This is a genomic window from Bradyrhizobium sp. 192, assembly GCF_023100965.1.
Classification (GTDB): domain Bacteria; phylum Pseudomonadota; class Alphaproteobacteria; order Rhizobiales; family Xanthobacteraceae; genus Bradyrhizobium; species Bradyrhizobium symbiodeficiens.
Genome location: NZ_CP064690.1, coordinates 4,498,658 through 4,523,785, shown reverse-complemented (window position 1 = coordinate 4,523,785; position 25,128 = coordinate 4,498,658). Strand labels below are relative to the sequence as shown.

Annotated in this window: 23 protein-coding genes and 1 pseudogene; 3 read left to right on the top strand and 21 right to left on the bottom strand. The window is 64.3% G+C overall.

The genetic code is table 11. The features are described 5' to 3' along the window. The 9 genes from IVB24_RS20600 to IVB24_RS20560 form a co-directional block, all read right to left on the bottom strand. Complete coding sequence (locus IVB24_RS20600) at nt 1-1,359, bottom strand: pyruvate dehydrogenase complex dihydrolipoamide acetyltransferase (protein ID WP_247768352.1); 1,359 nt, start codon at nt 1,357-1,359, stop codon at nt 1-3. Nucleotides 1,360-1,421: 62 nt separating this feature from the next. Beyond that, entirely contained in the window at nt 1,422-1,874 is a 453-nt protein-coding gene (locus IVB24_RS20595) for a nucleoside deaminase (RefSeq protein ID WP_028141599.1), read from the bottom strand. A 2-nt stretch (nt 1,875-1,876) separates the two neighbouring features. Next, a complete protein-coding gene (locus tag IVB24_RS20590) occupies nt 1,877-2,179 on the bottom strand; it encodes a DUF5076 domain-containing protein (RefSeq protein WP_027529768.1) in 303 nt (100 codons plus the stop codon). Nucleotides 2,180-2,182: 3 nt separating this feature from the next. Further along, the gene (locus tag IVB24_RS20585) at nt 2,183-3,568 is read right to left on the bottom strand and encodes a pyruvate dehydrogenase complex E1 component subunit beta (protein ID WP_166475189.1); all 1,386 of its coding nucleotides are present in this window, start codon (nt 3,566-3,568) and stop codon (nt 2,183-2,185) included. A gap of 29 nt (nt 3,569-3,597) precedes the next feature. Next, nucleotides 3,598-4,620, bottom strand: coding sequence for a pyruvate dehydrogenase (acetyl-transferring) E1 component subunit alpha (gene pdhA, locus IVB24_RS20580; protein ID WP_166469249.1), 1,023 nt, complete (start codon nt 4,618-4,620; stop codon nt 3,598-3,600). 314 nt (nt 4,621-4,934) lie between these two features. Beyond that, nucleotides 4,935-5,252, bottom strand: a complete 318-nt coding sequence (locus IVB24_RS20575) for a septum formation initiator family protein (protein WP_094977753.1) — start codon at nt 5,250-5,252, stop codon at nt 4,935-4,937. A 189-nt stretch (nt 5,253-5,441) separates the two neighbouring features. After that, complete coding sequence (locus IVB24_RS20570) at nt 5,442-5,993, bottom strand: NAD(P)H-dependent oxidoreductase (protein WP_247768350.1); 552 nt, start codon at nt 5,991-5,993, stop codon at nt 5,442-5,444. 218 nt (nt 5,994-6,211) lie between these two features. After that, on the bottom strand, nt 6,212-7,210 hold the full coding sequence (locus IVB24_RS20565; RefSeq protein WP_247768348.1) for an MBL fold metallo-hydrolase: 999 nt from the start codon (nt 7,208-7,210) through the stop codon (nt 6,212-6,214). A 116-nt stretch (nt 7,211-7,326) separates the two neighbouring features. Continuing rightward, entirely contained in the window at nt 7,327-8,289 is a 963-nt protein-coding gene (locus IVB24_RS20560) for an AraC family transcriptional regulator (protein WP_247774138.1), read from the bottom strand. Nucleotides 8,290-8,427: 138 nt separating this feature from the next. Here IVB24_RS20560 and IVB24_RS20555 point away from each other — a divergent pair, with 138 nt between their 5' ends. Then, on the top strand, nt 8,428-9,165 hold the full coding sequence (locus IVB24_RS20555; protein ID WP_247768346.1) for an SDR family oxidoreductase: 738 nt from the start codon (nt 8,428-8,430) through the stop codon (nt 9,163-9,165). A 57-nt stretch (nt 9,166-9,222) separates the two neighbouring features. Here IVB24_RS20555 and IVB24_RS20550 read toward each other — a convergent pair whose 3' ends face one another. After that, nucleotides 9,223-10,356, bottom strand: coding sequence for a zinc-binding dehydrogenase (locus tag IVB24_RS20550; protein WP_247768344.1), 1,134 nt, complete (start codon nt 10,354-10,356; stop codon nt 9,223-9,225). A gap of 44 nt (nt 10,357-10,400) precedes the next feature. Continuing rightward, nucleotides 10,401-11,684 carry a phosphopyruvate hydratase gene (eno, locus tag IVB24_RS20545; protein WP_140479894.1) on the bottom strand — a complete coding sequence of 428 codons (1,284 nt, stop codon included), beginning with the start codon at nt 11,682-11,684 and terminating at the stop codon, nt 10,401-10,403. A 125-nt stretch (nt 11,685-11,809) separates the two neighbouring features. Here eno and queF point away from each other — a divergent pair, with 125 nt between their 5' ends. Further along, nucleotides 11,810-12,286: a preQ(1) synthase gene (gene queF / locus IVB24_RS20540; protein ID WP_140479895.1), complete on the top strand. Its 477-nt coding sequence runs from the start codon at nt 11,810-11,812 to the stop codon at nt 12,284-12,286. A 22-nt stretch (nt 12,287-12,308) separates the two neighbouring features. Here the strand turns inward: queF and IVB24_RS20535 are convergent, their stop codons facing one another. The 10 genes and pseudogenes from IVB24_RS20535 to tpiA all read right to left on the bottom strand — a co-directional run bounded on the left by IVB24_RS20535 (nt 12,309) and on the right by tpiA (nt 23,001). After that, nucleotides 12,309-13,565 carry a biotin/lipoyl-binding protein gene (locus tag IVB24_RS20535; RefSeq protein WP_346771380.1) on the bottom strand — a complete coding sequence of 419 codons (1,257 nt, stop codon included), beginning with the start codon at nt 13,563-13,565 and terminating at the stop codon, nt 12,309-12,311. Further along, a protein-coding gene (locus tag IVB24_RS20530; RefSeq protein WP_247768341.1) for an IS3 family transposase occupies nt 13,556-14,709 on the bottom strand; the annotation gives its coding sequence in 2 pieces (ribosomal slippage) (nt 13,556-14,460 and nt 14,460-14,709; 1,155 coding nt in all). Before IVB24_RS20530 ends, IVB24_RS20535 begins: the two co-directional genes overlap by 10 nt. A gap of 71 nt (nt 14,710-14,780) precedes the next feature. Continuing rightward, a pseudogene (locus IVB24_RS20525) lies at nt 14,781-15,235 on the bottom strand (hypothetical protein). Between the two features lie 115 nt (nt 15,236-15,350). Further along, a complete protein-coding gene (glsA, locus tag IVB24_RS20520) occupies nt 15,351-17,225 on the bottom strand; it encodes a glutaminase A (RefSeq protein ID WP_247768340.1) in 1,875 nt (624 codons plus the stop codon). 108 nt (nt 17,226-17,333) lie between these two features. Beyond that, entirely contained in the window at nt 17,334-18,539 is a 1,206-nt protein-coding gene (locus IVB24_RS20515) for an MFS transporter (RefSeq protein ID WP_247768339.1), read from the bottom strand. Further along, nucleotides 18,539-19,387 (bottom strand): 3-deoxy-8-phosphooctulonate synthase, encoded by an 849-nt coding sequence (gene kdsA / locus IVB24_RS20510; RefSeq protein ID WP_247768337.1) that lies wholly within the window; start codon nt 19,385-19,387, stop codon nt 18,539-18,541. The genes IVB24_RS20515 and kdsA overlap by 1 nt, the downstream gene beginning before the upstream one ends. A gap of 123 nt (nt 19,388-19,510) precedes the next feature. After that, nucleotides 19,511-19,837, bottom strand: a complete 327-nt coding sequence (locus IVB24_RS20505) for an NIPSNAP family protein (RefSeq protein ID WP_247768336.1) — start codon at nt 19,835-19,837, stop codon at nt 19,511-19,513. 84 nt (nt 19,838-19,921) lie between these two features. After that, nucleotides 19,922-21,553 carry a CTP synthase gene (locus IVB24_RS20500; RefSeq protein ID WP_166475200.1) on the bottom strand — a complete coding sequence of 544 codons (1,632 nt, stop codon included), beginning with the start codon at nt 21,551-21,553 and terminating at the stop codon, nt 19,922-19,924. A gap of 166 nt (nt 21,554-21,719) precedes the next feature. Continuing rightward, nucleotides 21,720-22,106 carry a preprotein translocase subunit SecG gene (gene secG / locus IVB24_RS20495; RefSeq protein ID WP_018320274.1) on the bottom strand — a complete coding sequence of 129 codons (387 nt, stop codon included), beginning with the start codon at nt 22,104-22,106 and terminating at the stop codon, nt 21,720-21,722. Nucleotides 22,107-22,245: 139 nt separating this feature from the next. Next, nucleotides 22,246-23,001: a triose-phosphate isomerase gene (gene tpiA, locus IVB24_RS20490; protein WP_247768334.1), complete on the bottom strand. Its 756-nt coding sequence runs from the start codon at nt 22,999-23,001 to the stop codon at nt 22,246-22,248. A gap of 223 nt (nt 23,002-23,224) precedes the next feature. On the opposite strand from tpiA, the gene IVB24_RS20485 reads away from it, so the two are divergent. After that, nucleotides 23,225-25,126, top strand: a complete 1,902-nt coding sequence (locus tag IVB24_RS20485; RefSeq protein ID WP_247768332.1) for a SurA N-terminal domain-containing protein — start codon at nt 23,225-23,227, stop codon at nt 25,124-25,126. Nucleotides 25,127-25,128 lie beyond the last annotated feature (2 nt).

Below are 25,128 nucleotides of genomic sequence, written 5' to 3'. Positions count from 1 at the left end.
TCAGACCATCATCATCACGGGGTTTTCGATCAGCTGCTTGAACGCGCCGATCAGCTCGGCACCGAGCGCGCCATCGATGGCGCGGTGATCGCAGGACAGGGTCACGCTCATCATGTGCGCGATCTCGATCTTGCCGCCGCGCACGACGGGGCGCTCCTCGCTGGTGCCGACCGCGAGGATGGTGGCATGCGGTGGGTTGATCACGGCGGTGAAGTGGCTGATGCCGTACATGCCGAGGTTGGAGACGGCGGTGGTGCCGCCCTGATACTCTTCCGGCTTCAGCTTGCGGGAGCGGGCGCGCGCGGCAAAGTCCTTCATCTCGTTGGAGATGGTGGAGAGCGTCTTGGTCTCCGCTTTCCGGATGATCGGCGTGATCAGGCCGCCGGGCATCGCTACCGCAACGCCGACGTCGGAATGATGGTGCTTGACCATGCCGCTTTCGGTCCAGCTGACGTTGCAGTTCGGGATCTTCTGCAGCGCCACCGCCATCGCCTTGATGACGAAGTCGTTGACCGAGATCTTGTAGAGCGGCTTCTTTTCCTTGTCCTTGGGAGCTGCGGCATTGATCTCCTCACGCGCTGCGAGCAGCTTGCCGATGTCGCAGTCCATGGTCAGGTAGAAGTGCGGAACGTTCTGGATCGACGCGGTCAGGCGCTGCGCGATGGTGCGGCGCATGCCGTCATGCGGGACGACCTCGTAGGAGCCGGGCTCGAACAGCGACAGGATCTGCTTGTCCGACATGGTCGGAGCGATCGAGGGTGCACCGCCGGACGGTGCCGCAGCGGGTGCCTTGAGACCCTTGCCGGACTTGGCCTGCTCGACGTCGCGCGCGACCACGCGGCCGTGCGGGCCGGTGCCGGTGACCATGCCGACATCGATGCCGGCTTCTTTGGCCAGACGCCGCGCCAGCGGCGATGAGAACACGCGACCGGCATGACCGTTGCTTTGTGCGGCCGGTGCTGCGGCCTGCGGCGCAGGTGCAGCAGCGGGCGGCGGGGCCGCCTTGGGCGCGGCAGGCGCAGCTGCGGGAGCCGGCGCCGCAGCAGGAGCGTCGGCAGCTTTCGGCGGCGCGGCTGAAGCGCTGGGCTTGGCGGCACCCGCGGCCTTGACGTCCTCACCTTCGCCGGCGAGCACTGCGATCACGTCGTTGACCGGAACGTCCTGCGTGCCCTCGGGCACCAGGATCCTGGCGATCGTGCCCTCGTCGATGGCCTCGACCTCCATGGTCGCCTTGTCGGTCTCGATCTCGGCGATGACATCGCCGGATTTGACCTTGTCGCCTTCCTTCTTCAGCCATTTGGCGAGGTTGCCCTTCTCCATCGTCGGCGAGAGAGCGGGCATCAGGATGTTGATGGGCATGCTGACCTCAAGAAGAACTTTGCAAAAATTCGCCTCCGACAGCGGAGACGAACAGACCAGGTTTAGTTGCCGATATCGCCCTGCCAGAGGCGTTCATTGGCAGGGATGGAACGCCAATTCTTCATCATTGTGATGGAGCGGTCGTCGGCAAGATCGATCCAGGGAATGCCGAACTTGTCGAGGATGTCCTTGGATCCCTCGAAGGTGACGGACTCTCCGATCACCACGAGCTTCACCTTGAACAGCCCCAGCGCGCCCGCGCACATCGAGCATGGCGACAGCGTGGTGTACATGACGGTGTCATGGAACGAGATCGCGCCGGCCTCGCGCAGGCAGCTCATCTCGCCATGCAGGATCGGATTGTTCTCCTGCACGCGGTTGTTATGGCCGCGGGCGATGATCTTGTTGTCGCGCGTCAGCACGGCGCCGATCGGCAGGCCGCCCTGCGCGATCGAGGCCTCCGCCTCGCGGATCGCCTCCAGCATGAAATCGAAATGATGCGCTTCGATCGCCACGGTCAGTGCCCCTTGCCGCGCGGCGTGGTGGTGCCGGTGTCGGTCGGACGCTCGATCTCGGCCTGGAACATCTCCAGGATCCGGTTCAGTGCGTCCTCTTCGGTATATTCGCTCTCGCGCGCATAAGCACGCGCAGCATGACGGGCGAGATCGACCAGCAGCAAGCCCCACATGTCGGGCTCCTCGAAGGCCCGCTGGAACGCCATCGACAGCCCGCCGTCCAGCACGAACACGCGCAGGATCTCGACCGCGTCGTCGCGGGCAAGGACGTCGGGTGGTAACGGCTGCTCCTTCGGGCCCGCCATGGTCTACCTGTAGCAGACGGCTTTGGCGGCCTCGACCACCTCAGCCACCGAAGGCAGCGCGAGCTTCTCCAGGTTCGCCGCATAGGGCATCGGCACGTCCTTGCCGGAGACGCGCGCAACCGGCGCGTCCAGATAGTCGAAGGCGTGCTCCATGATGCGCGCGGCGATCTCGGCGCCGACGCCGCTCTGGGCCCAGCCCTCTTCCACCGTGACGGCGCGGCCGGTCTTCTTCACCGAGTTGATGATGGTCTCGGTGTCCATCGGGCGCAGCGTGCGCAAATCGATCACTTCGGCCTCGATGCCCTCCTTGGCGAGTTCGTCGGCGGCCTTCAGCGCGTAGGTCATGCCGTTCGACCAGGAGACGATGGTGACGTGACTGCCGGTGCGCACGATTCGAGCCTTGCCGATCGGGATGATGAAATCATCGAGCTTCGGCACCTCGCCGGTGTGGCCGTAGAGCACCTCGTTCTCGAGGAAGATCACCGGATTGGGATCGCGGATCGCAGCCTTGAGAAGGCCCTTGTAATCGGCGGCCGAGAACGGCGCGACGACCTTGAGGCCGGGGACGTTCGAGTACCAGGCCGAATAATCCTGGCTGTGCTGGGCGGCGACGCGCGCGGCCGCACCATTGGGCCCGCGGAACACGATCGAGCAGCCCATCTGGCCGCCGGACATATAGAGCGTCTTGGCCGCGGAGTTGATGATCTGGTCGATCGCCTGCATCGCGAAGTTGAAGGTCATGAACTCGACGATGGGCTTGAGGCCCGTCATGGCGGCGCCGACGCCGACGCCGGCAAAGCCGTGCTCGGTGATCGGGGTGTCGATCACGCGCTTGGCGCCGAATTCCTGAAGCAGGCCCTGCGTCACCTTGTAGGCGCCCTGATATTCGGCGACTTCCTCGCCCATCACGAAGACGTCGGCGTCGCGGCGCATCTCTTCGGCCATGGCGTCGCGCAAGGCTTCGCGGATCGTCTGCGTGATCATCTCGGTGCCGGCAGGCACCTCGGGATCGGGCTCGGCGACGGCCTGCGGCGCCGGCGCGGCTTTGGGCGCGGGCGCCTCGGCCTTTGCGGCGGCAGGCGGTGCGGACTCGGCGGCCTTCTGCGCCGCAGGCGCAGGCGCCTTGGCGAGGTCGTCGGCGCTTTCACCGTCGGCGAGGATGGTCGCGATCGGCGTATTCACCGCGACGTCAGCAGTGCCCTCGGGGATCAGGATCTTGCCGAGCGTGCCCTCGTCGGTCGCTTCGACCTCCATGGTCGCCTTGTCGGTCTCGATCTCGGCGATGACATCACCCGACTTGATCGTCTCGCCCTCTTTTTTCAGCCATTTGGCGAGGTTGCCCTTCTCCATCGTGGGCGACAACGCGGGCATCAGCACTTGAATTGGCATATCGGCTCCAAAAGAAAGCTTGCGCGCGTTCAGCGGTAAATGTCGGTCCAGAGCTCGGCGGCATCCGGCTCGGGATCATGCTGGGCGAAATCTGCGGACGCGTTGACGATGTCGCGCACCTCGGCGTCGATCGCCTTGAGGTCGGCCTCGCTGACCTTGGCGGCCAACAGGCGGTTGCGCACCTGCTCGATCGGGTCCTGGTCGTGGCGGACCTTCTCGACTTCCTCGCGCGTGCGATATTTTGCAGGGTCGGACATCGAGTGGCCGCGATAGCGGTAGGTCTGCATCTCCAGGATGAAGGGGCCCTTGCCAGCGCGGCACCAGGCCGCAGCCTCCTCGCCCGCGGCCTTGACGGCGCGGACGTCCATGCCGTCGATCTGCTTGCCGGGGATGTTGAACGACGCGCCGCGCTTGGAGAAATCCTGCTGTGCCGAGGCGCGCGAGACAGATGTGCCCATGGCGTAGCGGTTGTTCTCGATGACGTAGATCACCGGCAGCTTCCAGAGCTCCGCCATGTTGAAACTCTCATAGACCTGGCCCTGGTTGGCCGCGCCGTCGCCGAAATAGGTGACGCTGACATTGCCGTTACCGCGATAATTGTTGGCGAAGGCGAGACCCGTGCCGAGCGAGACCTGGGCGCCGACGATGCCGTGGCCGCCGTAGAAGTGCTTCTCCTTGCTGAACATGTGCATGGAGCCGCCCTTGCCCTTGGAATAACCGCCGCGGCGGCCCGTGAGCTCGGCCATTACGCCGTTGGCATCCATCCCGGTGGCAAGCATGTGGCCGTGATCGCGATAGCCGGTGATGACCTGATCGCCCTGCTTCAGGGCCATCTGCATGCCGACCACCACGGCCTCCTGGCCGATATAGAGGTGGCAGAAGCCGCCGATCGCGCCCATGCCGTAGAGCTGGCCGGCCTTTTCCTCGAACCGCCGGATCAGGAGCATGTCGCGGAGCGCCTTGAGCTCCTGCTCCCTGGTGAATTCCGGGGGCGAACCGCCGTCGGTCTTGTCTTGTGTCGTGCTTGCGGCGGCTTTCTTGGGTGCGGCCATAGGAATTCCGGGTCAGAGAAAACTTTCGTCCTCTCTAACCCAACTCAAACGGGCGCGAAAGCGCTGCGGCGACGCGGCACAGGTTTCGTTATGCCGCACTGCAACGTGATCGAAATATTGCACAACGTTTGGCGCTCATCGGGCAACATTAGCTCCAAACTCACGGCAAGGTGTGTGGCGAGCCAGATCGCAGACACGCCGAGGTCATTCGCGCGACGGCACCGCGCTCTGCGCATATCATGGTCGCGTCGGATCGACGGAATCAGCGAGGGGTCGCTGTGCTCGGGGAGGCAGCAGCGCGCGCCAAGCCCGCATTACTTCGCCGGGATCATCCGAACGAGATCGCGCGGATTGACATAGTCGAGCTGGTAGCGCGCCCGCTCGTCCAGCATGTCGGGGTCGATCCGCTCGGACCGCAGCAGCGACACCCGCTGCTCGCTCCTGGCGCGCTCGCGCTTGAGCTGGGCCAGCTCGCTGGTCAGGGCGATGATCTCCTGGTCGAGTTCCTGGCGGGCGTTGAGGCCGTATTTGCCGGTATAGGCGTTGACGCCGAAATAGCCGACGATGGCGGCTGCCATCGCGTAGAGGGCAAGACCGGTCAGGATCGATTTCAAGCGCGCGCGGGAGACCATCCTGGGAACATGGGACAGGTTGGTTAAGGGAGTGCTAATTGCCCTGCCCGCCCGCTGGAATTGAAGCGTGACAGACGCGCACTGTCTCAGCGGCCGTCATGCCCGGCCTTGTGCCGGGCATCCACGTCCTTCGTCGCAAGAACGTGGATGGCCGGGACAAGCCCGGCCATGACGGAGCGTTTTTGGGCCTCAGCCGTGGTGCTTGGCGACGTGCGCGGCGAAGGCGTCGATATAGGCCTGGAGCACCGGCTTCAGCGACTCCTTGACCAGATTGCCGTCCGCGTCGAAGGCATCGCCGACCGCGTTCAGATAGGCCTCCGGCTGCTGCATGATCGGGCCGGAGATACCCGGCAGGATGTTCTGCAGCGTCTTTGCGGCGCTGACGCCGCCGAGCGGGCCCGGTGAATTCGAGACGATGCCGACCGGCTTGCCGTTGAACGAGCTCTTGCCATAGGGCCGCGACGCCACGTCGATGGCGTTCTTCAGCACACCCGGGATGGCGCGGTTGTATTCCGGCGTGACGAAAATGACGCCGTCCGACTTCTGCAGCTTGTCGCGGAAGGCCAGCCAGTCCGCGGGCGGCGCGCCCTCGAGGTCCTGATTGAAGAACGAGATGCCGGCCGGCGTGACGACCTCGAGCTTGAGCGTATCAGGCGCAAGCTTGGCCAGTGCATTGGCGATCTTCAGCGAAAAGCTGTCCTTGCGCAGGCTGCCGGCGATCGTGACGATGTTGTAGGCCATGAGGTGTCCTTGAGGGCTTGAGCTGGAGTGCCGCGACGGCACTTAATCGATCTCGCGCGATGGATGCAAGTGCATGAACCGGCCGGATTTGGAAACGCTGCGTTTCGCGGAAGCAGACGATTGGGGCAGTCCGGGGCTACGATTGATCCGCAACATTCGTTCCAAACAAATCAGGCCGCCAAGCGGCGGCCCGATCTTTCGCAAATGTCCAACTCCGGTCAGATCGTCGGATTCCACGCCGACGGGATCAGGCGGTACTTGGCGCCGTCCTTCTCGACATGGCCGACCGACGGGAACGTGAAGTGGAAGCCGATGACGGTCGCCTTCTCCGCCGCCGCCATGTCGTAGAATTTGTGGCGCGTCTCCTGTGCCAGCGCGGCATCGTTGTCGAACATCACGTGCCAGTCGGGATTGCGCAGGAAGAATTCCGGAATGTTGGTGACATCCGACTGGATCAGCACCTTGGCATCGCCGGAGGCGACGGCGAACGAGGTGTGGCCCGGCGTGTGCCCAGGCGTCGCAATCGAGGTGATGCCCGGCGCAACCTCCTTGCCCCACGCGAATTTGGTGACCTTGGACTCGAGGCCGGCGAAGGTCTTCTTCACGTTGGCGAAGTAGCTCTTCATCATCGGGTTGGACTCGGCCTTGGCCGCGTTGTCCTCACTGGTCCAGAACTCCCAGTCCTTGCCCGGCACCATGATCTCCGCATTGGGAAATGCGAGCGCGCCGTCGGCGAGACGGATGCCGTTGGTGTGATCGGGATGCAGATGCGAGAGCAGCACGACGTCGACGTTCTTGGGATCGACGCCGGCAGCCTGGAGATTTTGGAGGGTGCGACCGACGGCGCCCTTGCTCGCCTCGAGATTGGCGACGCCGTTGCCGGTGTCGATCAGCACCAGCTTGGAGCCGGTATTGATGAGTTGCGGGTTGAACGGCACCGTAACCATGCCCTTCGGCATGTAGGCCGCCTCGCCTGCGGCCAACGCTTCCTCCTTCGGCTTGTTGGCGACGAGCTTGTGCGGCATCGGGAAGGTGCGCGCGCCGTCGTTGATCGAGGTGCACTCGTAGCTGCCGACCTTGTAGCGATAGAAGCCCGGCGCCTGCGTCGCGGCTTGCGGTACCGCGGCATTGACGGCGGCCGGTCGAAGGCCGGTGATTGCGGCAGCACCGACGGCAGCGGCGCCTGCGAGCAAATGACGGCGATTGAGATCGGTCATGGAGAGGTCCTCTTCTGAGCCCTTGCGGTTTTCCGCATTCAATGGCGGCGGAATAATCTCCCGCTTCGCTCAGAAGGCAAGCCCATCCTGCGGTGACCTGCCGTCGCAGATCACGATTATTTATTTGGGTTGATGAGGAATTTTTCGCCTATCGCCTGTCTGCGCCAATATCGCTTCGGCGCTTGGCCGTAGACTCGCTTGAAGGCGTGCCCGAAGGCGCTTTCCGACGAATATCCCAACCGCGCGGCGATTGCAGAAACGCTGGCGCCGAGCCGCAGGTGGTCGCGTGCCAGCCGCATGCGCCAGCGAAGCAGGTAGTCGAGCGGCGCCAGCCCGACCAGGGACTTGAACCGCTTCGAAAACGCAGATCGCGACATTGCGACCGCGCCGGCCAATGCGTCCAGGGTCCAGGGGTGAGCGGCGTCTGCGTGCATCAACCCAATTGCCTTGCCGATCCGGGCATCGACCAGCGCATTGATCCATCCGAGCCCCTCGCCGTCGGTCTGATCCAACGCCGCACGGAGCACCTGGACCAGCAGGACGTCGGCCAGCCTGTTGGTGAGCACCGCCGCTCCAATTCCCGTCCCCCTGATTTCGAGGTCGAGAATCCCGAGCGTGGACTGAATGACGGACGCCGGCGGACTGCGTGACGGTAAGAGCAGAAAGCGCGGAAGCGCGTCGAGCAGCAATTCGGCGTCCGACGCTTCGAAGCCGAAACTGCCGGCGAGCAACACGGTATCGCCGCCGGCGTGGCGCGCGACGTCCGACTGCGCCCAATCGAACGCCGCGATACCATCCTCGGGAGCAAGATGTTCGTCGTTGGCCAGAATATAGGCCGGCGCATTGGAGAGAAGAAAGCAGTCGCCGGAGGCGAGCTGATGACGGGCTTCATCGCCGAAATCGATCCAGCATTCGCCTTGAATGACCGCGCCGAACTTCAGGTCGGATTTTGCCGGGAACCGATACGACCACCTGCCGCCCGCCTCGAACCTCGTACATCGCGCGGCGCGAACGTCCAGGAGTGAGAAGACCTGAGACAGAGGGTCCGTGGTCTTGGGGTCCGAGGTCTTGGGGTCCAAGATTTTGGGGTCCAACGTCCTGCCCAGATGCTTGTCCAAGGCTTGATCCGATCTCGACGATTTTCGACCCGCCTGAGCATAGATCATCCTCGTTTCCGATGCGACGTTCGTCCCGCAAACGAACTGAACGGAACTGCCATGACGGGTACCGCAGGCAAGGTCATCGCCATCACGGGCGCCAGCAGCGGAATTGGCGAAGCGACCGCCCGGCATCTCGCAGAGCACGGCGCCATCGTGGTCCTCGGCGCGCGACGCTCCGACAGACTGGAGACGCTTGCCGCGAGCATCGTCTCGAAGGGCGGAAAGGCGTCCTATCTCGTCACCGACGTCAGGCAGCGCCAGGATGTTGCCGCCCTCGTCGGACTTGCAACAGAGCGATACGGGAAGCTGGACGTCCTGATCAACAATGCGGGGATTGCCCCGATCTCCCGCCTCGACGACCTCCGGGTCGACGACTGGGACGACATGATCGACGTGAATGTGAAGGGCGTGCTCTACGGGATTGCCGCGGCCTTGCCTGTCTTTCGACGTCAGGGCTTCGGTCATTTCGTCAACACGCTGTCGACCGCCGGGATCAGGATCGTTCCGACAATGGCAGTCTATGCGGGGTCGAAGAACGCGGTCAGGGCGATTTCCGAGGGGCTTCGTCAGGAGGCCGGTCCGTCGCTGCGAGTGACGACCATCTCTCCCGGTTATGTCGACACCGAGCTCCCCTCCTCGATGACGGATTCCGAGCTAAGGCAACAGGGACAGACGGCCATGAAGGCAATCGCCATTCCGGCGAGTGCCATCGCCGAAGCCATCGCTTTTGCGATACGCCAACCGGACAATGTGGACGTCGGCGAGATCGTTGTCCGCCCAACTGCCCAGGCGTGATGCGTCGATCGAGCCGCCGCGCCCCGCCCTGGAATCATCCGCCCTCGCACGCCCCGACTATTTGTTCGGGTTGACGAGGAATTTCTCGCCGGTGGCCCGTTTGGCGTACACGGCGATGTTGGCGGGATCGAGCACCTCGGTCAGCGACACCACCTTGGTGTAATGACTGGCGAAGGTGGTCTTGAGCTCGGACGCAACGCGCTGACGCAGGCGGCCGATCTCGGCCGGACCGATATTCTGGAGGAACGGGGTCAACAGCCAGCCGCCGACGCCCCAGGTCAGTCCGAACGACCGGCTCAATTCGGTCGGACGGTTGTCGAGGCTGCCGTAGATATAGATCTGCTTGTACACGTTGGAGCCGTAGCGGCTGTATTCCTTCGCGGTCTTGTTGGCCGCAACTTCCATGGCGGTCAGAATCTGGCTGGCCAGCTTGCCGCCGCCGATGGCGTCGAAGGCGATCGTGGCGCCGGTCTCGACCAGCGCATTGGTAAGATCGTCCGTGAAACCAGGCGCGCTGGAATCGACGACGTGCTTGGCGCCGATCTTGTGCAGGATATCGGCCTGCTCCTTGCTCCTGACGATGTTGACGAGGCCGATGCCGTCCTTGATGCAGATCTTGTTGAGCATCTGGCCGAGATTGGACGCAGCCGCCGTGTGCACGAGCGCCTTGTGGCCCTCCCGCCGCATCGTCTCGGTCATGCCGAGCGCGGTCAGCGGATTGACGAACCAGGACGCACCGTCGGCGGCCGTGGTGCCCGCCGGCAGTTCCATGACGTCGCGGACCTTCAGCACGCGGTACTGCGTGTACATCGCGCCGCCGATCATCGACACCGTCTTGCCCATCAGCGCCTTTGCTGCGTCCGAAGATCCGGTCCGGATGACCGTGCCGGCGCCCTCGTTGCCGACCGGCAGCGACTGATCAAGCCGGGCTGCCATCATCCGCATCGCAGCCTCCGGCATCGTCGCGGTGATGACCGGCATCTCCCTGGTGCCGGAAGCCTTGGCGGCCGACATGTCGGCCGGTCCGATCAGGAGCCCGAGGTCGGAGGGGTTGATCGGCGTCGCCTCGACGCGGACCACGACCTCGTCGTCAGCCGGCTCCGGAGTCGGGACATTCACGAGGGACAATTCCAGCTCGCCGCTCTTCTTCAGCAGCGAACGCAGTTGCAGTCCGGTCTGGCCGTCGCTCATGTCGATCCTCCCCTATCCGTCTTTTCGCGAGTCGAAGCGCTGGCTTATGCCAGCGCCTTCAGTGCCGCCCTGCCGCCGTACAGCGCCTGCTTGCCGAGCTGCTGCTCGATGCGCAGGAGCTGGTTGTATTTGGCGGTGCGATCGGAACGTGCAAGGGAGCCGGTCTTGATCTGACCGCAATTGGTGGCGACCGCGAGGTCGGCGATGGTGGAATCCTCGGTTTCGCCGGAGCGGTGCGACATCACCGAAGTGTAGCCGGCCTTGTGCGCCATCTCGACGGCGGCGAGCGTCTCGGTCAGCGTGCCGATCTGGTTGACCTTGATCAGGATCGAGTTGGCACGGCCCGCCTTGATGCCGTCGGCGAGACGCTTGACGTTCGTGACGAAGAGATCGTCGCCGACGAGCTGGCACGTCTTGCCGATCAGATCGGTGATCTCCTTCCAGCCGTCCATGTCGTCCTCCGACATGCCGTCCTCGATGGTGACGATCGGATAGCGCGAGACGAGGTCTGCGAGATACTTGGCCTGCTCGGAGATCGACCGGGTCTTGCCCTCGCCTTCATAGACGTATTTGCCGTCCTTGAAGAACTCGGTCGAGGCGCAGTCGAGGCCGAGCACGATGTCGGTGCCCGCCTTGAAGCCGGCCTTGCCGATCGCGTTCATCACGAAGTCGAGCGCGGCGTCGGCCGACGGCAGGTTCGGGGCAAAGCCGCCCTCGTCGCCGACATTGGTGTTGTGGCCGGCCTTCTTCAGCTCCGACTTCAGCGTGTGGAAGACTTCGGCGCCATAGCGCAGGCCTTCGGCGAAGGAGGACGCGCCGACGGGCAGGATCATGAACTCCTGGAAGTCTATCGGGTTGTCGGCGTGCACGCCGCCATTGATGATGTTCATCATCGGCACCGGCAGGAGGCGCGCCGAGGTGCCGCCGACGTAGCGATAGAGCGGCATGTCGAGCGAGTTCGCCGCCGCCTTGGCGCAGGCGAGCGAGACGCCGAGGATGGCGTTGGCCCCGAGCCGGCTCTTGTTCGCGGTGCCGTCGAGGTCGATCATGATCTGGTCGATCTGGGCCTGCTGCTCGGCATCGAGGCCGCTGAGCGCCTCGAAGATCTCGCCATTGACGGCGCCGACCGCCTTGGTGACGCCCTTGCCGAGATAGCGGGCCTTGTCGCCGTCGCGCAGTTCCACGGCTTCATGGGCGCCGGTGGAGGCGCCCGACGGCACCGCGGCCCGGCCGAGCGCGCCGTCTTCCAGCACGACATCGACCTCGACGGTGGGATTGCCGCGGCTATCGAGGATTTCGCGTCCGATGATGTCGATGATGGCGGTCATGAGGGCCTCTTTTCCGGAAACAAAGGGGGCAGTTGGCGGTGCTTCTACCGCAATGCATCGAAGTGGAAAAGGCCGGGTGACGGCCGCCCGATGATTGGCTAAGAGGGCCAGACGGAGGCGGCCTCATGTCGAAAAAGCCCAGCAAAACGAACAACTCACCTTCTTTGCAGCTCGGCCGCGCCGTGGAATGGCCCGATACGCCGGAGAAGGCGAAGCTCGACCGCGTGCCCAACCCGCAAGCCGGGACCGACTATCTGGTCCGGTTCACCGTGCCGGAATTCACCTCGCTCTGCCCGGTCACGGGCCAGCCGGATTTCGCGCATCTGATGATCGACTACGCGCCCGGCCCCTGGCTGCTGGAGTCGAAATCGCTCAAGCTCTACATCGCGAGTTTCCGCAATCACGGCGCCTTCCACGAGGATTGCACCGTCATGATCGGCAAGCGCATCGCCAGCGAGATCAAGCCGAAATGGCTGCGCATCGGCGGCTACTGGTATCCGCGCGGCGGCATTCCGATCGACGTGTTCTGGCAGACCGGCAGCGTACCGAAGGGCCTGTGGGTGCCGGAGCAAGGCGTCGCGCCCTATCGTGGGCGGGGTTGATTTTCGACGGCTCGCGGGCAGATCAATGCCCGCTCAGCACCAGCGTCTGGATCGGCAGCAGCAGGGCCTGGATCCGCAACAGCATGGCGTGAACAAGTCCGGTCGCATCGACGACATGCAATGCGAAGCTCTTCAACGAGCCGACTTTCCCGGACGAGATCAGGTCGTGATTGCTGGTATAGGCGTTGGCGACACAACTGCTGCCGGGCGTCACGCCCTCCAGCCCGCCCTTGTAGATCGGCTCCATGAAGACAAGAATGGTGCCCGGACGCGCGACCTGCTGCGCCTCGATCAGTTGTTCGCCGCCCCTGAACTGGCCCGCCGCGATGTAGTCTTGCACGCCTGTCACCACCATCGGGATGATCGTCCACGGCCTGGAGATGCAGGTGGCTTCGGCGACCATTCCGACCTTCAGGACTTGAGCCTCGATCTGCCCAAATCCTGCCATCAGAGCACGCCGTCCTGCCTCTTCCGGAATTAGAACACCGGCCGAACGTATCATTGGATTGACAATATCGCCCGGCCTCAGTCCGAACTGCTCGACCCGTCCGTCAACGCCCGCGCGAATGAACGTCTTGTCAAGATCGACCTGGGCTTCGGCCAGCGCCGCCTCTGCGCTCGCCTTTTCCGCCGGGAGCAGAGCGCTCAGTCGAGTCAACGCGGATTGCCTGGAAGCGGTCGCGGCGTCGAGAGCGCCCTGGCGACCTGCAACGGCGACACCGAGCTTTTCGATGTCGCGTTGCGGAACGATTCCTGGATTTCGCTTCTGCAATTCAGTTTTGGTATCAAGCTCGTCCTGCGCCTGCTGCAGCGAGCCCTTTGCCTCCTGAAGCTGGCCGTCCGCCTTCATGACATCGGCTTGCGCCGCCAGCATGGCGGCATCGACTTCGGCGATCTTGCGCTTCGCGGTCAGGAGCGCGGCTTGCTGCTTGGCGCTGTCGAGTCTGAAAAGTACATCACCTTGCTTCACGTCCGCGCTGACATCGACATGAACCTCCGCGACCCGGCCTGTAACTTCGGAGACGATGGGAACAGTCCGATAGTACAGCGTCGCCGACGAGGTCGACGGATGAAAATAGAAGATCATCGTGATCAGAGAGACTGTCAGCATCAGGCAGGCGATGATGCCAAATCGCAGCTCGAACCAGACCGAATACAGCGTGATTTCGTGCCCGATGCGCTTCCCCTGCCGATAGCGGCGGTAGAGGTAGTCGGGAAATATCGTCAGGAGCGAGCAGATGAGCTGCTGCCGGTTTGATGGACACCAGGTTAAGCTAATCTCACCTTACGCTCGAACTCAACGGGGCTGAGATAGCCGATGGTCGAATGACGCCGGACGGCGTTATAGAACCGCTCGATGTAGTCGAACACATCTGCTCTTGCCTCGTTCCTGGTGCGATAGGTCTTGCGCTCGGTGCGCTCGGTCTTCAACGACGAGAAGAAGCTCTCCATCGCCGCGTTGTCCCACACATTGCCGGATCGGCTCATGCTGCAAACGATCCCGCTGTCGGCCATCAGGCGCTGGAACTGTTCGCTGACGTATTGGCTGCCGCGATCGGAATGATGCATCAAAGCATCCGGGTTGCCGCGGCGCCAGACTGCCATCAACAGGGCATCGGCAACCAATTGCGCTGTCATACTAGAGCTCATCGACCAGCCGACCACACGGCGCGAGAACAGGTCGATCACGGCCGACACGTAGAGCCAGCCCTCGGCGGTCCAGATGTAGGTGAAGTCGGCGATCCACTTCTGGTTCGGCCGCTCAGCCACAAACTGACGATCCAGAAGGTTCGCCGGCACGTTCGCTATCTGCCGGTCGCCTTCGTCCTTCGGCAGGCGCCGGCGCCTTGGTCTCGCCCGCAAGGCCTGCAGGCGCATCAGCCGCTCGATTCGATGCAGGCCGCAGTCGACGCCGTCTGCCAGAAGGTCTCTCCAGACGCGCCGTGCGCCATAGGTCCGGTCGCTGGCAACGAAGCTCGCCTTGACCCTCTGGCCTACCGTCTCGTCGCTTCGGGATCTGGCGCTGGGCGATCGGTTCAGCCAGGCATGGAAGCCCGACCGCGATACGCCCATTGCTTCGCATAGCCATGCCACCGGCCAGATGGTCCGGTGCTTCGCGATGAAGCCGAACTTCATGTCGCTTCCTTCGCGAAGTAGGCAGCGGCCTTTTTTAGGATGTCCCGCTCCGCCTTCAGCTTGGTGACCTCGCGCCGCAGCCGCTCGATCTCCAATTGCTCAGGCTTCATTTGCCCGTGGCCGGGGAAGGCCTGAACGGGATCGGAGCCGAACTCCTTCACCCATTTGCGCAGCACGTTCTCATGAACCCCCAGGTCGCGGCCGGCTTGCGCCACCGACACCCCTCGTTCCCTGACAAGCTTGACCGCCTCGACCTTGAACTCTCGACTGAACTTCCGTCTCTGCATGACCACCTCCGGCTTCATGAAACACCCAATCTCGGTGTCCATCAAACCGGCAGCAGCTCAAGAGAAGCAGCTCAAGCATGGCCGGCCACCTCGCTCTTGGCGCTCCCCAGCTTGGCATCGCCGGCCGCAGAAGTTTGCGCGGCAGCAGCGTCGTTCGGCGGCTCTGTCGGATCCTGCTCAGGCGCGACGCCCGCCATCTTCTCGACCGATCCGGCAATCTTGCGTAGCGGCGTGCTGAAGTCCGGCAGATCGATCATGGCGAGGAACAAGCCGATCACCCAGAACAGATGGTTGTGCGTGAACAGCGCCAACAGCCCCGCACGGCCACGATCTCAAATTGGAACTTCTGTGACTTGTGGGCCATCCGCTCCGGCATCGTGTGCAGGTGCAAATAGAAATTCCCGACCGCGAGAACGGCGCCGATCAGCACGATGCCAACGACGACCAGCAGGACGTCGGTGTCCCCAGGCGCGGTGATGAAGGAAGGTAGGTGATGGGGGGCGGCGGGATGGAGCGGTTCACTCAAGCGGCTCTCCCTGAAATTGCATTGGGAGCCAACCGCCCCAAATTCATTGTTTCACAATGGGGGAACTTGGCAAGCGCAAAGCCACCCTCAATCGTTCAATGACACGCTCCCTGCCTCAATAGGCGCTGAGCAGGTCGACCTTCGCATTCGCGAGAACGAGTCGCCGCGCCAGGATCGCAGCGAGGTTGCGCATGATCTTCAGCGACGTTTCCGGGTGCAGCCGGCGATAGTCGGCAAAGCTGTCGAGCGGCAACTCGAGGCAGGTGACGGGGGTGTCGGCCAAAACGTCGGCGCTGCGGCCCTGCCCCAGGATCGCCATTTCCCCGAACTCCATGCCCGGGCCGAGAGAGGCGAGGCGTACGCCGCTCCGCAGCTTGACGCTCACCATCCCGCTTTGGAGGAAGAACAGCGAATTGGCCACCTCGCCGGCGGCGACAATACGCTGGCCGGCCGCGTAGTGCCGCGTGGTCGAGAGCTTGACGATCGCCGCGATCTCCTCCGCATCGAGTTCCGCGAGCAGCGCCTGCTCGCCGAGATGCGCGCTCTCCTTCACGTCGGTGAAGCCGCCGAAGCGGTAGATGACCTGATCCTCGGCCCATTCGATGGCGTCGTCCAGCAGCGTGAAGCGCCGCAGCCGGCGCGGCTCGGCCGTGCGTGCGGCGATCGCCGCCCATACCGCAGAAGTCTCCTCGAAGCCGGACAGAATCGCGGTGACGCCGGCACCGCCGAGTGCGGTCAGTGTCTCGCCAAGAAGTTCCGCGCCGGCTGCGGTGATGTCGGGGACACGGCGAAAATCGATGATCAGCAGGGGCGCGTTTGGCGGCTCGCTGGTGAGCCGTCGCGTCAGGTAGTCGATGGTGCCGAAATTCATCGCCCCGACCAGTTCGAGCACGCGGATGTCGCTGTGGCGTTCGTCGAGGATCTGCTGCTCGCGCGGCTGGCGGCTGCGGCGCGAGGAGATGCCGTAGACGTCGTAGTCCGCCATGATGCTGGTGCGGACGTCGGCGTTGCGGTTGAGCATGTGCAGGTCGAACCGCGCCGACAGCGCTTCACAGACCTTGAGACCGCGCACGCTGTTGAAGTGATTGTCCAGCAGCGGCGAGAAGGTGCCGAGCCCCAGTTGCGAAGGCAGCGCGGCGACAATGCCGCCGCCGACACCGCTCTTGGCGGGAATGCCGACGCGATAGGTCCACTCGCCGGCATAATCGTACATGCCCGAACTCGTCATCACCGACAGCGTGCGGGCGACGATGTGCGGCGTGATCACCTGGACTCCCGTTACGGAATTGATGCCACGGTTGGCCAGCGTTGCCGCCATCACCGCGAGGTCGCGCGCGGTCACCAGGATGGCGCATTGGCGGAAATAGACGTCGAGCACGGCGTCGACGTCATCCGGCAGCACCGCGTAATTCCGCAGCAGCCAGGCAATGGCGCGGTTGCGGTTGCCGGTTGCCGTCTCCGAGGCATGGACGGCATCGTCGACGCCGAGCTCGCGGCCGGCGAACGCGCTGAGCTTCGAGCGGACACGCTCGAAGGCCCCCTTCCCATCCACCTCGTAGATCAGACCCGAGCAGGCGATCGCGCCGGCATTGACCATGGGGTTGAAGGGACGATTGTCGTTGGTGAGCCGGATCGAGTTGAAAGCCTCGCCGCTCGGCTCCACCCCGATGGTGGCCGCGACGCGCTCTTCACCAACCGTCTCCAGCGCCAGCGCAAAGACGAAGGCTTTCGAGACCGACTGGATCGTGAACGGCGCGTCGCTGTCGCCGACCTCATAGATGTGCCCGTCGATCGTGACGAGCGCGATCCCGAAATGGTCAGGGTTGGCGCGCTTCAGCTCGGGGATGTAGTCGGCGAGCTCACCGGTATTGTCGGCCCTGAATTCGGCGTGGCAATCGGTCAGGAAACGCCGCAGTGGCGGCTTGGTGGAATATCCGGTCGTCCGGGTCGCGCCGGCTGCGCCGGGCAAACGGTTGGGCTGGGCGTCCACGATCTCGCACCTCGATTTGCCCAGAATAAAAGCAATTCGTGTGCCATGTATACGGAGCCGACGGTGTCGTGGTGGGGGTCCACGCCCGCATAATGTATCGACTGGAGCTCAGCGCGCATCCCCGGGGGCCCGCTGCTTCAGCAGCCGGGCGCAGACGAAGCCCAGCACCACCATGATCGCAGCGCTCGCGAACAGGGTCGGCATCTTGCCGCCATGCTGGAGCCCGAGGCCGTAGGCGAGCGGTCCGACCGTCTGTCCCATGAAAAAGAAGAACGAGTGCAGCGACAGCGCGGTGGCGCGTGCCTCCACCGAGAGCTCGCTGGCGAACACCTGCAGGCAGCCATGGGCGATGTAGAAGCCCCAGCCCATCACGATGAGATTCAGCGCCTGCACTTCCCAGCGCGGGCCGAAGGCGACGGCGACGAGCTGCGAGGCGACCAGCGTCATGCCCGCGATCATCATGCCCTTGACGCCGAGCCACGGCAGCAGGCGCGACACCGTCAGCGTGTAGAACAGGCCGCCGACCGCAAAGCCCGCGATGACCATGCCGGCGATCGAGAGCGAGGTCTGCCCCTGCTCGAACAGGAACGAGGCGATATAGGGAAACAGGCCGAGCACGCAGCAGCCTTCGATGAACACCGCCGAATAGCAGACATAGGCGTTCGGATTGGTGAAGATGGTGCGATAGCCGGCCTTCAGCGCCGACAGGCTCGTCTTCGGCGGGTGCTTAACCTTGGCGCCGCGAAAGCCGGCAGCGACGGCGATCGACGCCACGATCACGAGCACGCCGAGCACCGCGAGCACGCCGCGCCAGCCGAGAAAATCGCCGATCAGGCCGGAGGCCGAGGCGCCGAGCAAATTGCCGGTCATGGCGCCGGCCAGCGTTCGGCTGATCGCGACCTGGCGTTTCTCGGGCCCGACGAGATCGCTGGTCAGGCTCAGCGCCACCGGAAACACGCCGCCGGAGCCGATGCCGGCGAGGATGCGGGTCGCAAACAGAACCGAGAACGAGGTCGAGAATGCGCCCAGGATGTTGGCGAGGCCGAGCAGCGCGAGGCAGCCGATCATCAGCCGGGTTTTGCCGAACAGATCGGCGGCGGCGCCAACGATCGGCTGGATGATCGAGAAGGTGAAGGCGAACACCGCGGCAAAGCCTGCGGCGGTGGCGATGCTGACGCCGAAATCCTCGGCGACATGCGGCAGCACCGGGTCGAGCGCGCGCGCCGACAAGGCTGCGGCAAAGCTCGCGCCTGAGATGACGTAGAGCGCTGTCGGCAAGCCGTGATCGTGCGGCTGCGCCTCGCTCTTCTGCATCAGCGCGAGTTCTTTGCCAGCGCGTCGAACGCCATCAGCCTTGCGATCAGCCCCTCGAACTCGCGCAGCGGCACCATGTTGGGACCGTCCGAGGGCGCACGGTCCGGGTCGGGATGGGTCTCGATGAAGACGCCGGCGACGCCGACCGCGACGGCCGCACGCGCGAGCACCGGCACGAACTCACGCTCGCCGCCCGAGGAAGCCCCCTTCCCGCCCGGCTGCTGCACCGAATGGGTGGCATCGAAGATCACGGGCGCGCCGGTGGTGCGCGCCAGGATCGGCAGCGCGCGCATGTCGGAAACCAGCGTGTTGTAGCCGAAGGAGACGCCGCGTTCGGTGACGAGCACGTTGGGATTGTTCGCGCCGGTGATCTTGCTCACCACATTGGTCATGTCCCAAGGCGCCAGGAACTGCCCCTTCTTGACATTGACGACCTTGCCGGTCGCGGCGGCAGCGAGCAGCAGATCGGTCTGCCGGCACAGGAAGGCAGGGATCTGCAACACGTCCACCGCCTGCGCCACCTCGGCGCATTGCGCGGCATCGTGCACGTCGGTCAGGACAGGCAGGCCGAGCGAGGCGCGGATCTCGGCGAAGATCGGCAGCGACTGCGCGAGGCCCAGTCCGCGCGCAGCGGACGCGCTGGTGCGGTTGGCCTTGTCGAAGGAGGTCTTGTAGACGAGGCCGATCTTCAGCCGCGCGGCGATCTCCTTCAGCGCGGAAGCCACCTCAAGCGCATGCTGACGGCTTTCGAGCTGGCAAGGTCCGGCAATGATCGAGATCGGCAGATCATTGCCGAACTTGACCGTGCCAATGGTGACGACTGGCGCCGCCGAATGCGAAGAGCTCAAGGCCAATCCCTCGTTTCGGCGCGACCATAGCCGCGATCGGGGTCGGATCAACCCTATTCGCCCGGGACTGCTTGAATATCAGGGTTGCGCCGGGGCTCCCCGGCGCCTCCCTCGCAGGAGCTGCTACTTGACCGAGGAGAACGCGGTCGGCGTCAGGATCTGGCTGACGATGTTGCCGACGATCTGGCCGTCGGCTTCGCTCTCGGCGCGGGCTTTCATCCAGTCCGGATCGGCCATGAACGCAGCCCACTTCTTCTCGCGCTCGGCGAGCGAGTCCCAGGCCAGGAAATAGGTCAGCTCCTGGTTGGAGTCACCGATCAGCGTCGTGAAGAAGCCGGCCTGCCTGATGCCGTGCTTCTCCCAGATTTTCAGCGTGGCGGTCTCGAACCGCTTCAAGAGCGCCGGCAGCCGGCCGGGCAAGCAGCGATAGACGCGCATTTCGTAGATCATCGGAGTTCACTCCATGCATTGTTGTTCTTGCGGCGGGGGAATTGTCGCAACAAATTGCGCGCCGGTCAAAGGCGGCCGCGCCGACTACACCAGCCGGCTCTGCACCATCGCCGCCTGGATGAACGAGGCAAACAGCGGGTGCGGCTCGAACGGCCGCGACTTCAGTTCGGGGTGGAACTGGACGCCGATGAACCAGGGATGGTCCTCGTATTCGACGATCTCAGGCAGCACGCCGTCGGGCGACAGGCCCGAGAATTTGAGCCCGTGCTGCTCGAGGCGGTCCTTGTAGGCGGTGTTGACCTCGTAGCGGTGGCGGTGGCGCTCGGATATCTCGGTGGCGCCGCCATAGACCTGCGAGACGCGGCTGCCGCGGTTGAGGGCTGCGGGATAAGCGCCAAGCCGCATCGTGCCGCCGAGATCGCCGGCATTCGAGCGCTTTTCGAGCTCGTTGCCACGCAGCCATTCCGTCATCAGGCCGACCAGCGGCTCCTTGGTAGGGCCGAACTCGGTGGAGTTGGCTTCCTCGATGCCGACGAGGTTTCGCGCCGCCTCGATCACCGCCATCTGCATGCCGAAGCAGATGCCGAAATACGGCACGTCGCGCTCGCGCGCGAACTGCGCCGCGCGGATCTTGCCTTCCGCACCGCGCTGGCCGAAGCCGCCGGGCACGAGAATTCCGTTGACGTGCTCGAGGAACGGCGCGGGATCTTCCTTCTCGAAGATCTCGCTCTCGATCCAGTCGAGATTGACCTTGACCTTGTTGGCGATGCCGCCATGCGACAGCGCCTCGATCAGCGACTTATACGCATCCTTCATGCCGGTGTACTTGCCGACGATGGCGATGGTGACATCGCCCTCGGGATTGCGGATGCGTTCGTTGATCTGGTGCCAGCTCTTGAGCACCGGCGGGATGCGCGATTCGATGCCGAAGGCGGCGAGCACTTCGTCGTCGAGGCCCGCCGCGTGATAGGCCTCGGGCACGGCGTAGATGCTGTCGGCGTCGCGCGCCTCGATCACGGCGCTTTCACGCACGTTGCAGAACAGCCCCAGCTTGCGACGCTCTTCCTTCGGAATCTCGCGGTCGGTGCGGCAGAGCAGGATGTCCGGCTGGATGCCGATCGAGCGCAACTCCTTCACGGAGTGCTGCGTCGGCTTGGTCTTCAACTCGCCGGCGCTCGGAATGTAAGGCAGCAGCGTGAGGTGGATGTAGATGGCGTGATCGCGCGGCAGTTCGTTCTTGAGCTGGCGGATCGCCTCGAAGAACGGCAGGCCCTCGATGTCGCCGACGGTGCCGCCGATCTCGACCAGCACGAAGTCGTAATCGTCGTTGCCGGAGAGGACGAATTCCTTGATGGCGTTGGTGACGTGCGGAACCACCTGGATGGTCGCGCCGAGATAATCGCCGCGGCGCTCCTTGGAGATGATGTCCTGGTAGATTCGCCCCGTGGTGATGTTGTCCTGCTTGGTCGCGGGACGGCCGGTAAAGCGCTCGTAGTGACCGAGATCGAGATCGGTCTCCGCGCCGTCATCGGTCACGAACACTTCGCCGTGCTGATACGGCGACATCGTTCCGGGATCGAGGTTGAGATAGGGGTCGAGCTTACGGAGGCGGACCTTGTAGCCCCGGGCTTGCAACAGTGCACCGAGTGCCGCTGAAGCCAGACCCTTGCCGAGCGAAGAAACCACGCCGCCGGTGATGAATATGTACCGCGCCATGGGACTTAACCTCTAATCCCCAAAATTCGATTCGCCAAAGCGATTCGTATTCCGCCCCAAAGATTTTGCGGGCCTGTGGGTGAGCCAAAACTAAGAGTGGTGACAGTGCCTTGATGGGGATTGTTGATGCAGGACGGTAGCCACCGCCCTGCATGGCGCCCCTGCTTTATTGCGAGCGAGGCACCTGCGGGCCGCTCGGAGCCGGCGCCTGTTGCTGCTCGTCGGCCTTCTTCAGCGAATCCAGGATGCCGCCCGACGTCGGCGGCGCGATCGGCGATCCGCCGGCCGGCTGGCCCTGCGACGCCGGCGTGCCGATGATCGAGGACGGCGCGCGGCTGTAGCCCGCATGCCAGGACAGGAACATGCTGGTGAGGAAGAAGCCCGCGGCGAGGATCGCGGTGGTCCGCGTCAAGAGGTTGGCGGTGCCGCGGCTCGACATGAAGCCTGCGCCGCCGCCCATGCCGAGGCCGCCGCCTTCCGACTTCTGGAGCAGGACAGCGCCGATCATGACGGCGACGATCATGAGATGGATGACGATGACAACGGTCTGCATAGTATCCTTCCGTCACAAGCGGGCGGCGCCTGACGGCGGCCGATCGCGCTTCGCGGGTTTTCCTGAAGTTGCGCGGTGTTACACGATCAGACCGACCATTGCCACCCCCGATCAGCCCCGGCGGCGCCGTAGGGTTTAGCTAGGGGCAGCCCTTCGCAATCGCAAGGAAATCGACCGCCTTCAGGCTGGCGCCGCCGACCAGCGCGCCATTGACGTTCTTGACCGCCATCAGCTCGGCCGCATTCGAGGGCTTGACCGAGCCGCCGTAGAGGATGCGCATCCTGGCACCATCGGCCTTGAACCGGGAGGTCAGAAGCTCCCGGATAAACCCATGAATTTGCTCGACATCCTGGGCCGTGGGGGTGAGCCCAGTGCCGATCGCCCAGACCGGCTCATAAGCCACGACGAGATTCGCGGCCGTCGAGCTCTCAGGCAGGGAGCCGGCGAGCTGCCCGCGGAGGATCTCCAGGGTCTGGCCGGCGTCGCGCTGGGCTTGGGTCTCGCCGATGCAGACGATCGCCGTAGCCCCGGCGCGCCAGGCGGCCTCGGCCTTCTGCCGGATCAGGGCATCGTCCTCGCAATGGTCGGCGCGGCGCTCGGAATGGCCGACGATGACGGCGCTCGCCCCCGCGTCCACCAGCATTTCGGCGTTGATATCGCCAGTGTGGGCACCGGAGGCCTTGGGATGGCAATCCTGGGCCCCCACCGCGACCTTCTTGCCACGCGCCTTGTCGGCGAAGGCGGCAATCAGGGTCGCGGGCGGACAGACCAGCAGATCGGCCTTGCCGGTCGCCTCGGCCGCCCGGTCGAGCATGGCGTCGAACTCGGCAGCCTGGGCCTTCAGGCCGTTCATTTTCCAATTGCCGGCGATCAGGGGGCGGATGGCGTCGGTCATGTCAATTTCCAGCAAAATGAGGTTTGCGCATGCGCTAGCAGAGGACCTGCGGCAGTTCCAGAGACCAGAGACCTTTAACCGCAGCCGCAAACGGTCGCCGGACCCGAGGTTGCGGGGGGAAAGCCGCCACTTTATGATGATTGATCAATTTTGTGACGCGCTTTTGCTGAATCTGCATTAAGACGCGCTCCCGTTCCCCTCCTGCTCAAACAAGTTGGACCAAATGCTTCGAGGAATGCGCAAGGCCTCATCAAACTGGCTCGGCAAGACCATCATGGCCATGGTGATGGGTGTGTTGATCATCAGTTTCGGCGTTTGGGGGATCGCCGACATCTTCAAGGGCTTCGGGCAGTCCACGGTGGCCAAGGTCGGCAGCACCGAGATTTCGCTGAACGAGTTCCGCCAGATCTACACGGACCGCCTGCAACAGATCAGCCGCCAGTTCGGCCGTCCGCTGACGCCCGACCAGGCGCGTGCCTTCGGCCTCGACCGCCAGGTGCTGCAGCAGACGATCGCCGAAGCCGCCCTCGACGAAGAGGCGCGCCGGCTCGGGCTCGGCCAGTCCGACGACCAGATCCGCCAGGTCATCATGAACGACCCCAACTTCAAGGGCGTCGGCGGCAATTTCGATGCGAACCGCTTCCAGGCCGTGATCCGCAATTTCGGCTATACCGAGCAGCGCTATGTCGCCGAGCAGCGCAAGGTTTCGCTGCGCCGGCAGATCACCGGCACAATCGGGGCAGGCCTCAAGCCGCCGAAGGCAATGATCGACGCACTGACGCGGTTCCAGAACGAGCAGCGCGCCATTGATTTCGTCAGGCTCGATACCGCCCAGGCCGGCCAGATCGACGCGCCCTCGCCCGAGGCGCTCGCGGCCTATTTCGAAGACCACAAGGCCCAGTTCCGCGCGCCCGAGTACCGCAAGATCTCCTTCGTCGTGGTCTCGCCGGAAGAGATCGGCAAGTGGAGCGAGGTGTCGGACGAGGACGCCAGGAAGGTGTTCGAGCAGCGCAAGGACCGGCTCAGCACGCCGGAGAAGCGCCAGATCCAGCAGATCGTCTTCCCCAACGCTGCCGAAGCCCAGACCGCCCGGGAGCGTCTCGTCGGTGGCATGTCGTTCGAATATCTCGGCAAGGAGCGCGGGCTGAGCGCCTCTGACGTCGATCTCGGACTTGTGACCAAATCTTCGCTGGATGCTGCGGTCGGCGAAGCCGCCTTTGCGCTTCCCGCCGGCGAGATCAGCCAGCCGATCCAGGGCGCGCTCGGCACGTCCATCGTCAAGGTCGACAAGATCGAGCCGGGCAAGGAGGCGGACTTCGCCAGCGCCGTCGGCGACATCAAGCGCGAGATCGCGACCGAGCGCGCGCGCGTCAAAGTCGCCGATCTCCGCGACAAGATGGAAGACGAGCGCGGCGGCGGCGCCAGCGTGATCGACGCGGCGCAGAAGCTCGGCCTCACCGCCGTGACCATCGACGCGGTCGATCGTTCCGGCCGCGCCCCGAACGGTCAGCCGGTCGCCGACATTCCGCAGGGACTCGACGTGGTGTCGCAGGCCTTCAACAGCGATGTCGGCGTCGACAACGACTCGATCTCGTTCAAGGGCGGCTATGTCTGGTACGACGTGCTCGCCATCACGCCCTCGCGCGACCGCAATCTCGACGAGGTCCGCGACCAGGTCGAGGCGCGCTGGCGCCAGGACCAGATCGCCGCCAAGCTCAAGGCCAAGGCGACCGAGATGGTGCAGAAGCTCGAAGCGGGCGGCAAGCTCGCGGATGAGGCCGCAGCGATCGGCGCCAAGGTCGAGACCGCGACCGGCTTCAAGCGCGACGACACGCCCGCCAGCGTGCCCGCAGCGGTCGTCGCGGCCGTCTTCCGCACCGCCAAGGATGGCGTCGGGCAGACGCCGGTGACCGGCGGCACCGAAGTGATCGTCTTCCGTGTCACCGACATTGTCGATCCCGCAGTCGACCCCGCCTCCGAGGCGGTCAAGAAGCTGAAGGAAAGCCTCGACCGTGCCCAGACCGAGGAGCAGGTTGCCTCCTACGTCAACAGGCTCGAAACCGACATCGGGACCACCATTAATCAGGCCGCCTTCGCGCAGGTGACCGGCGCGAACCAGCAGTAAGT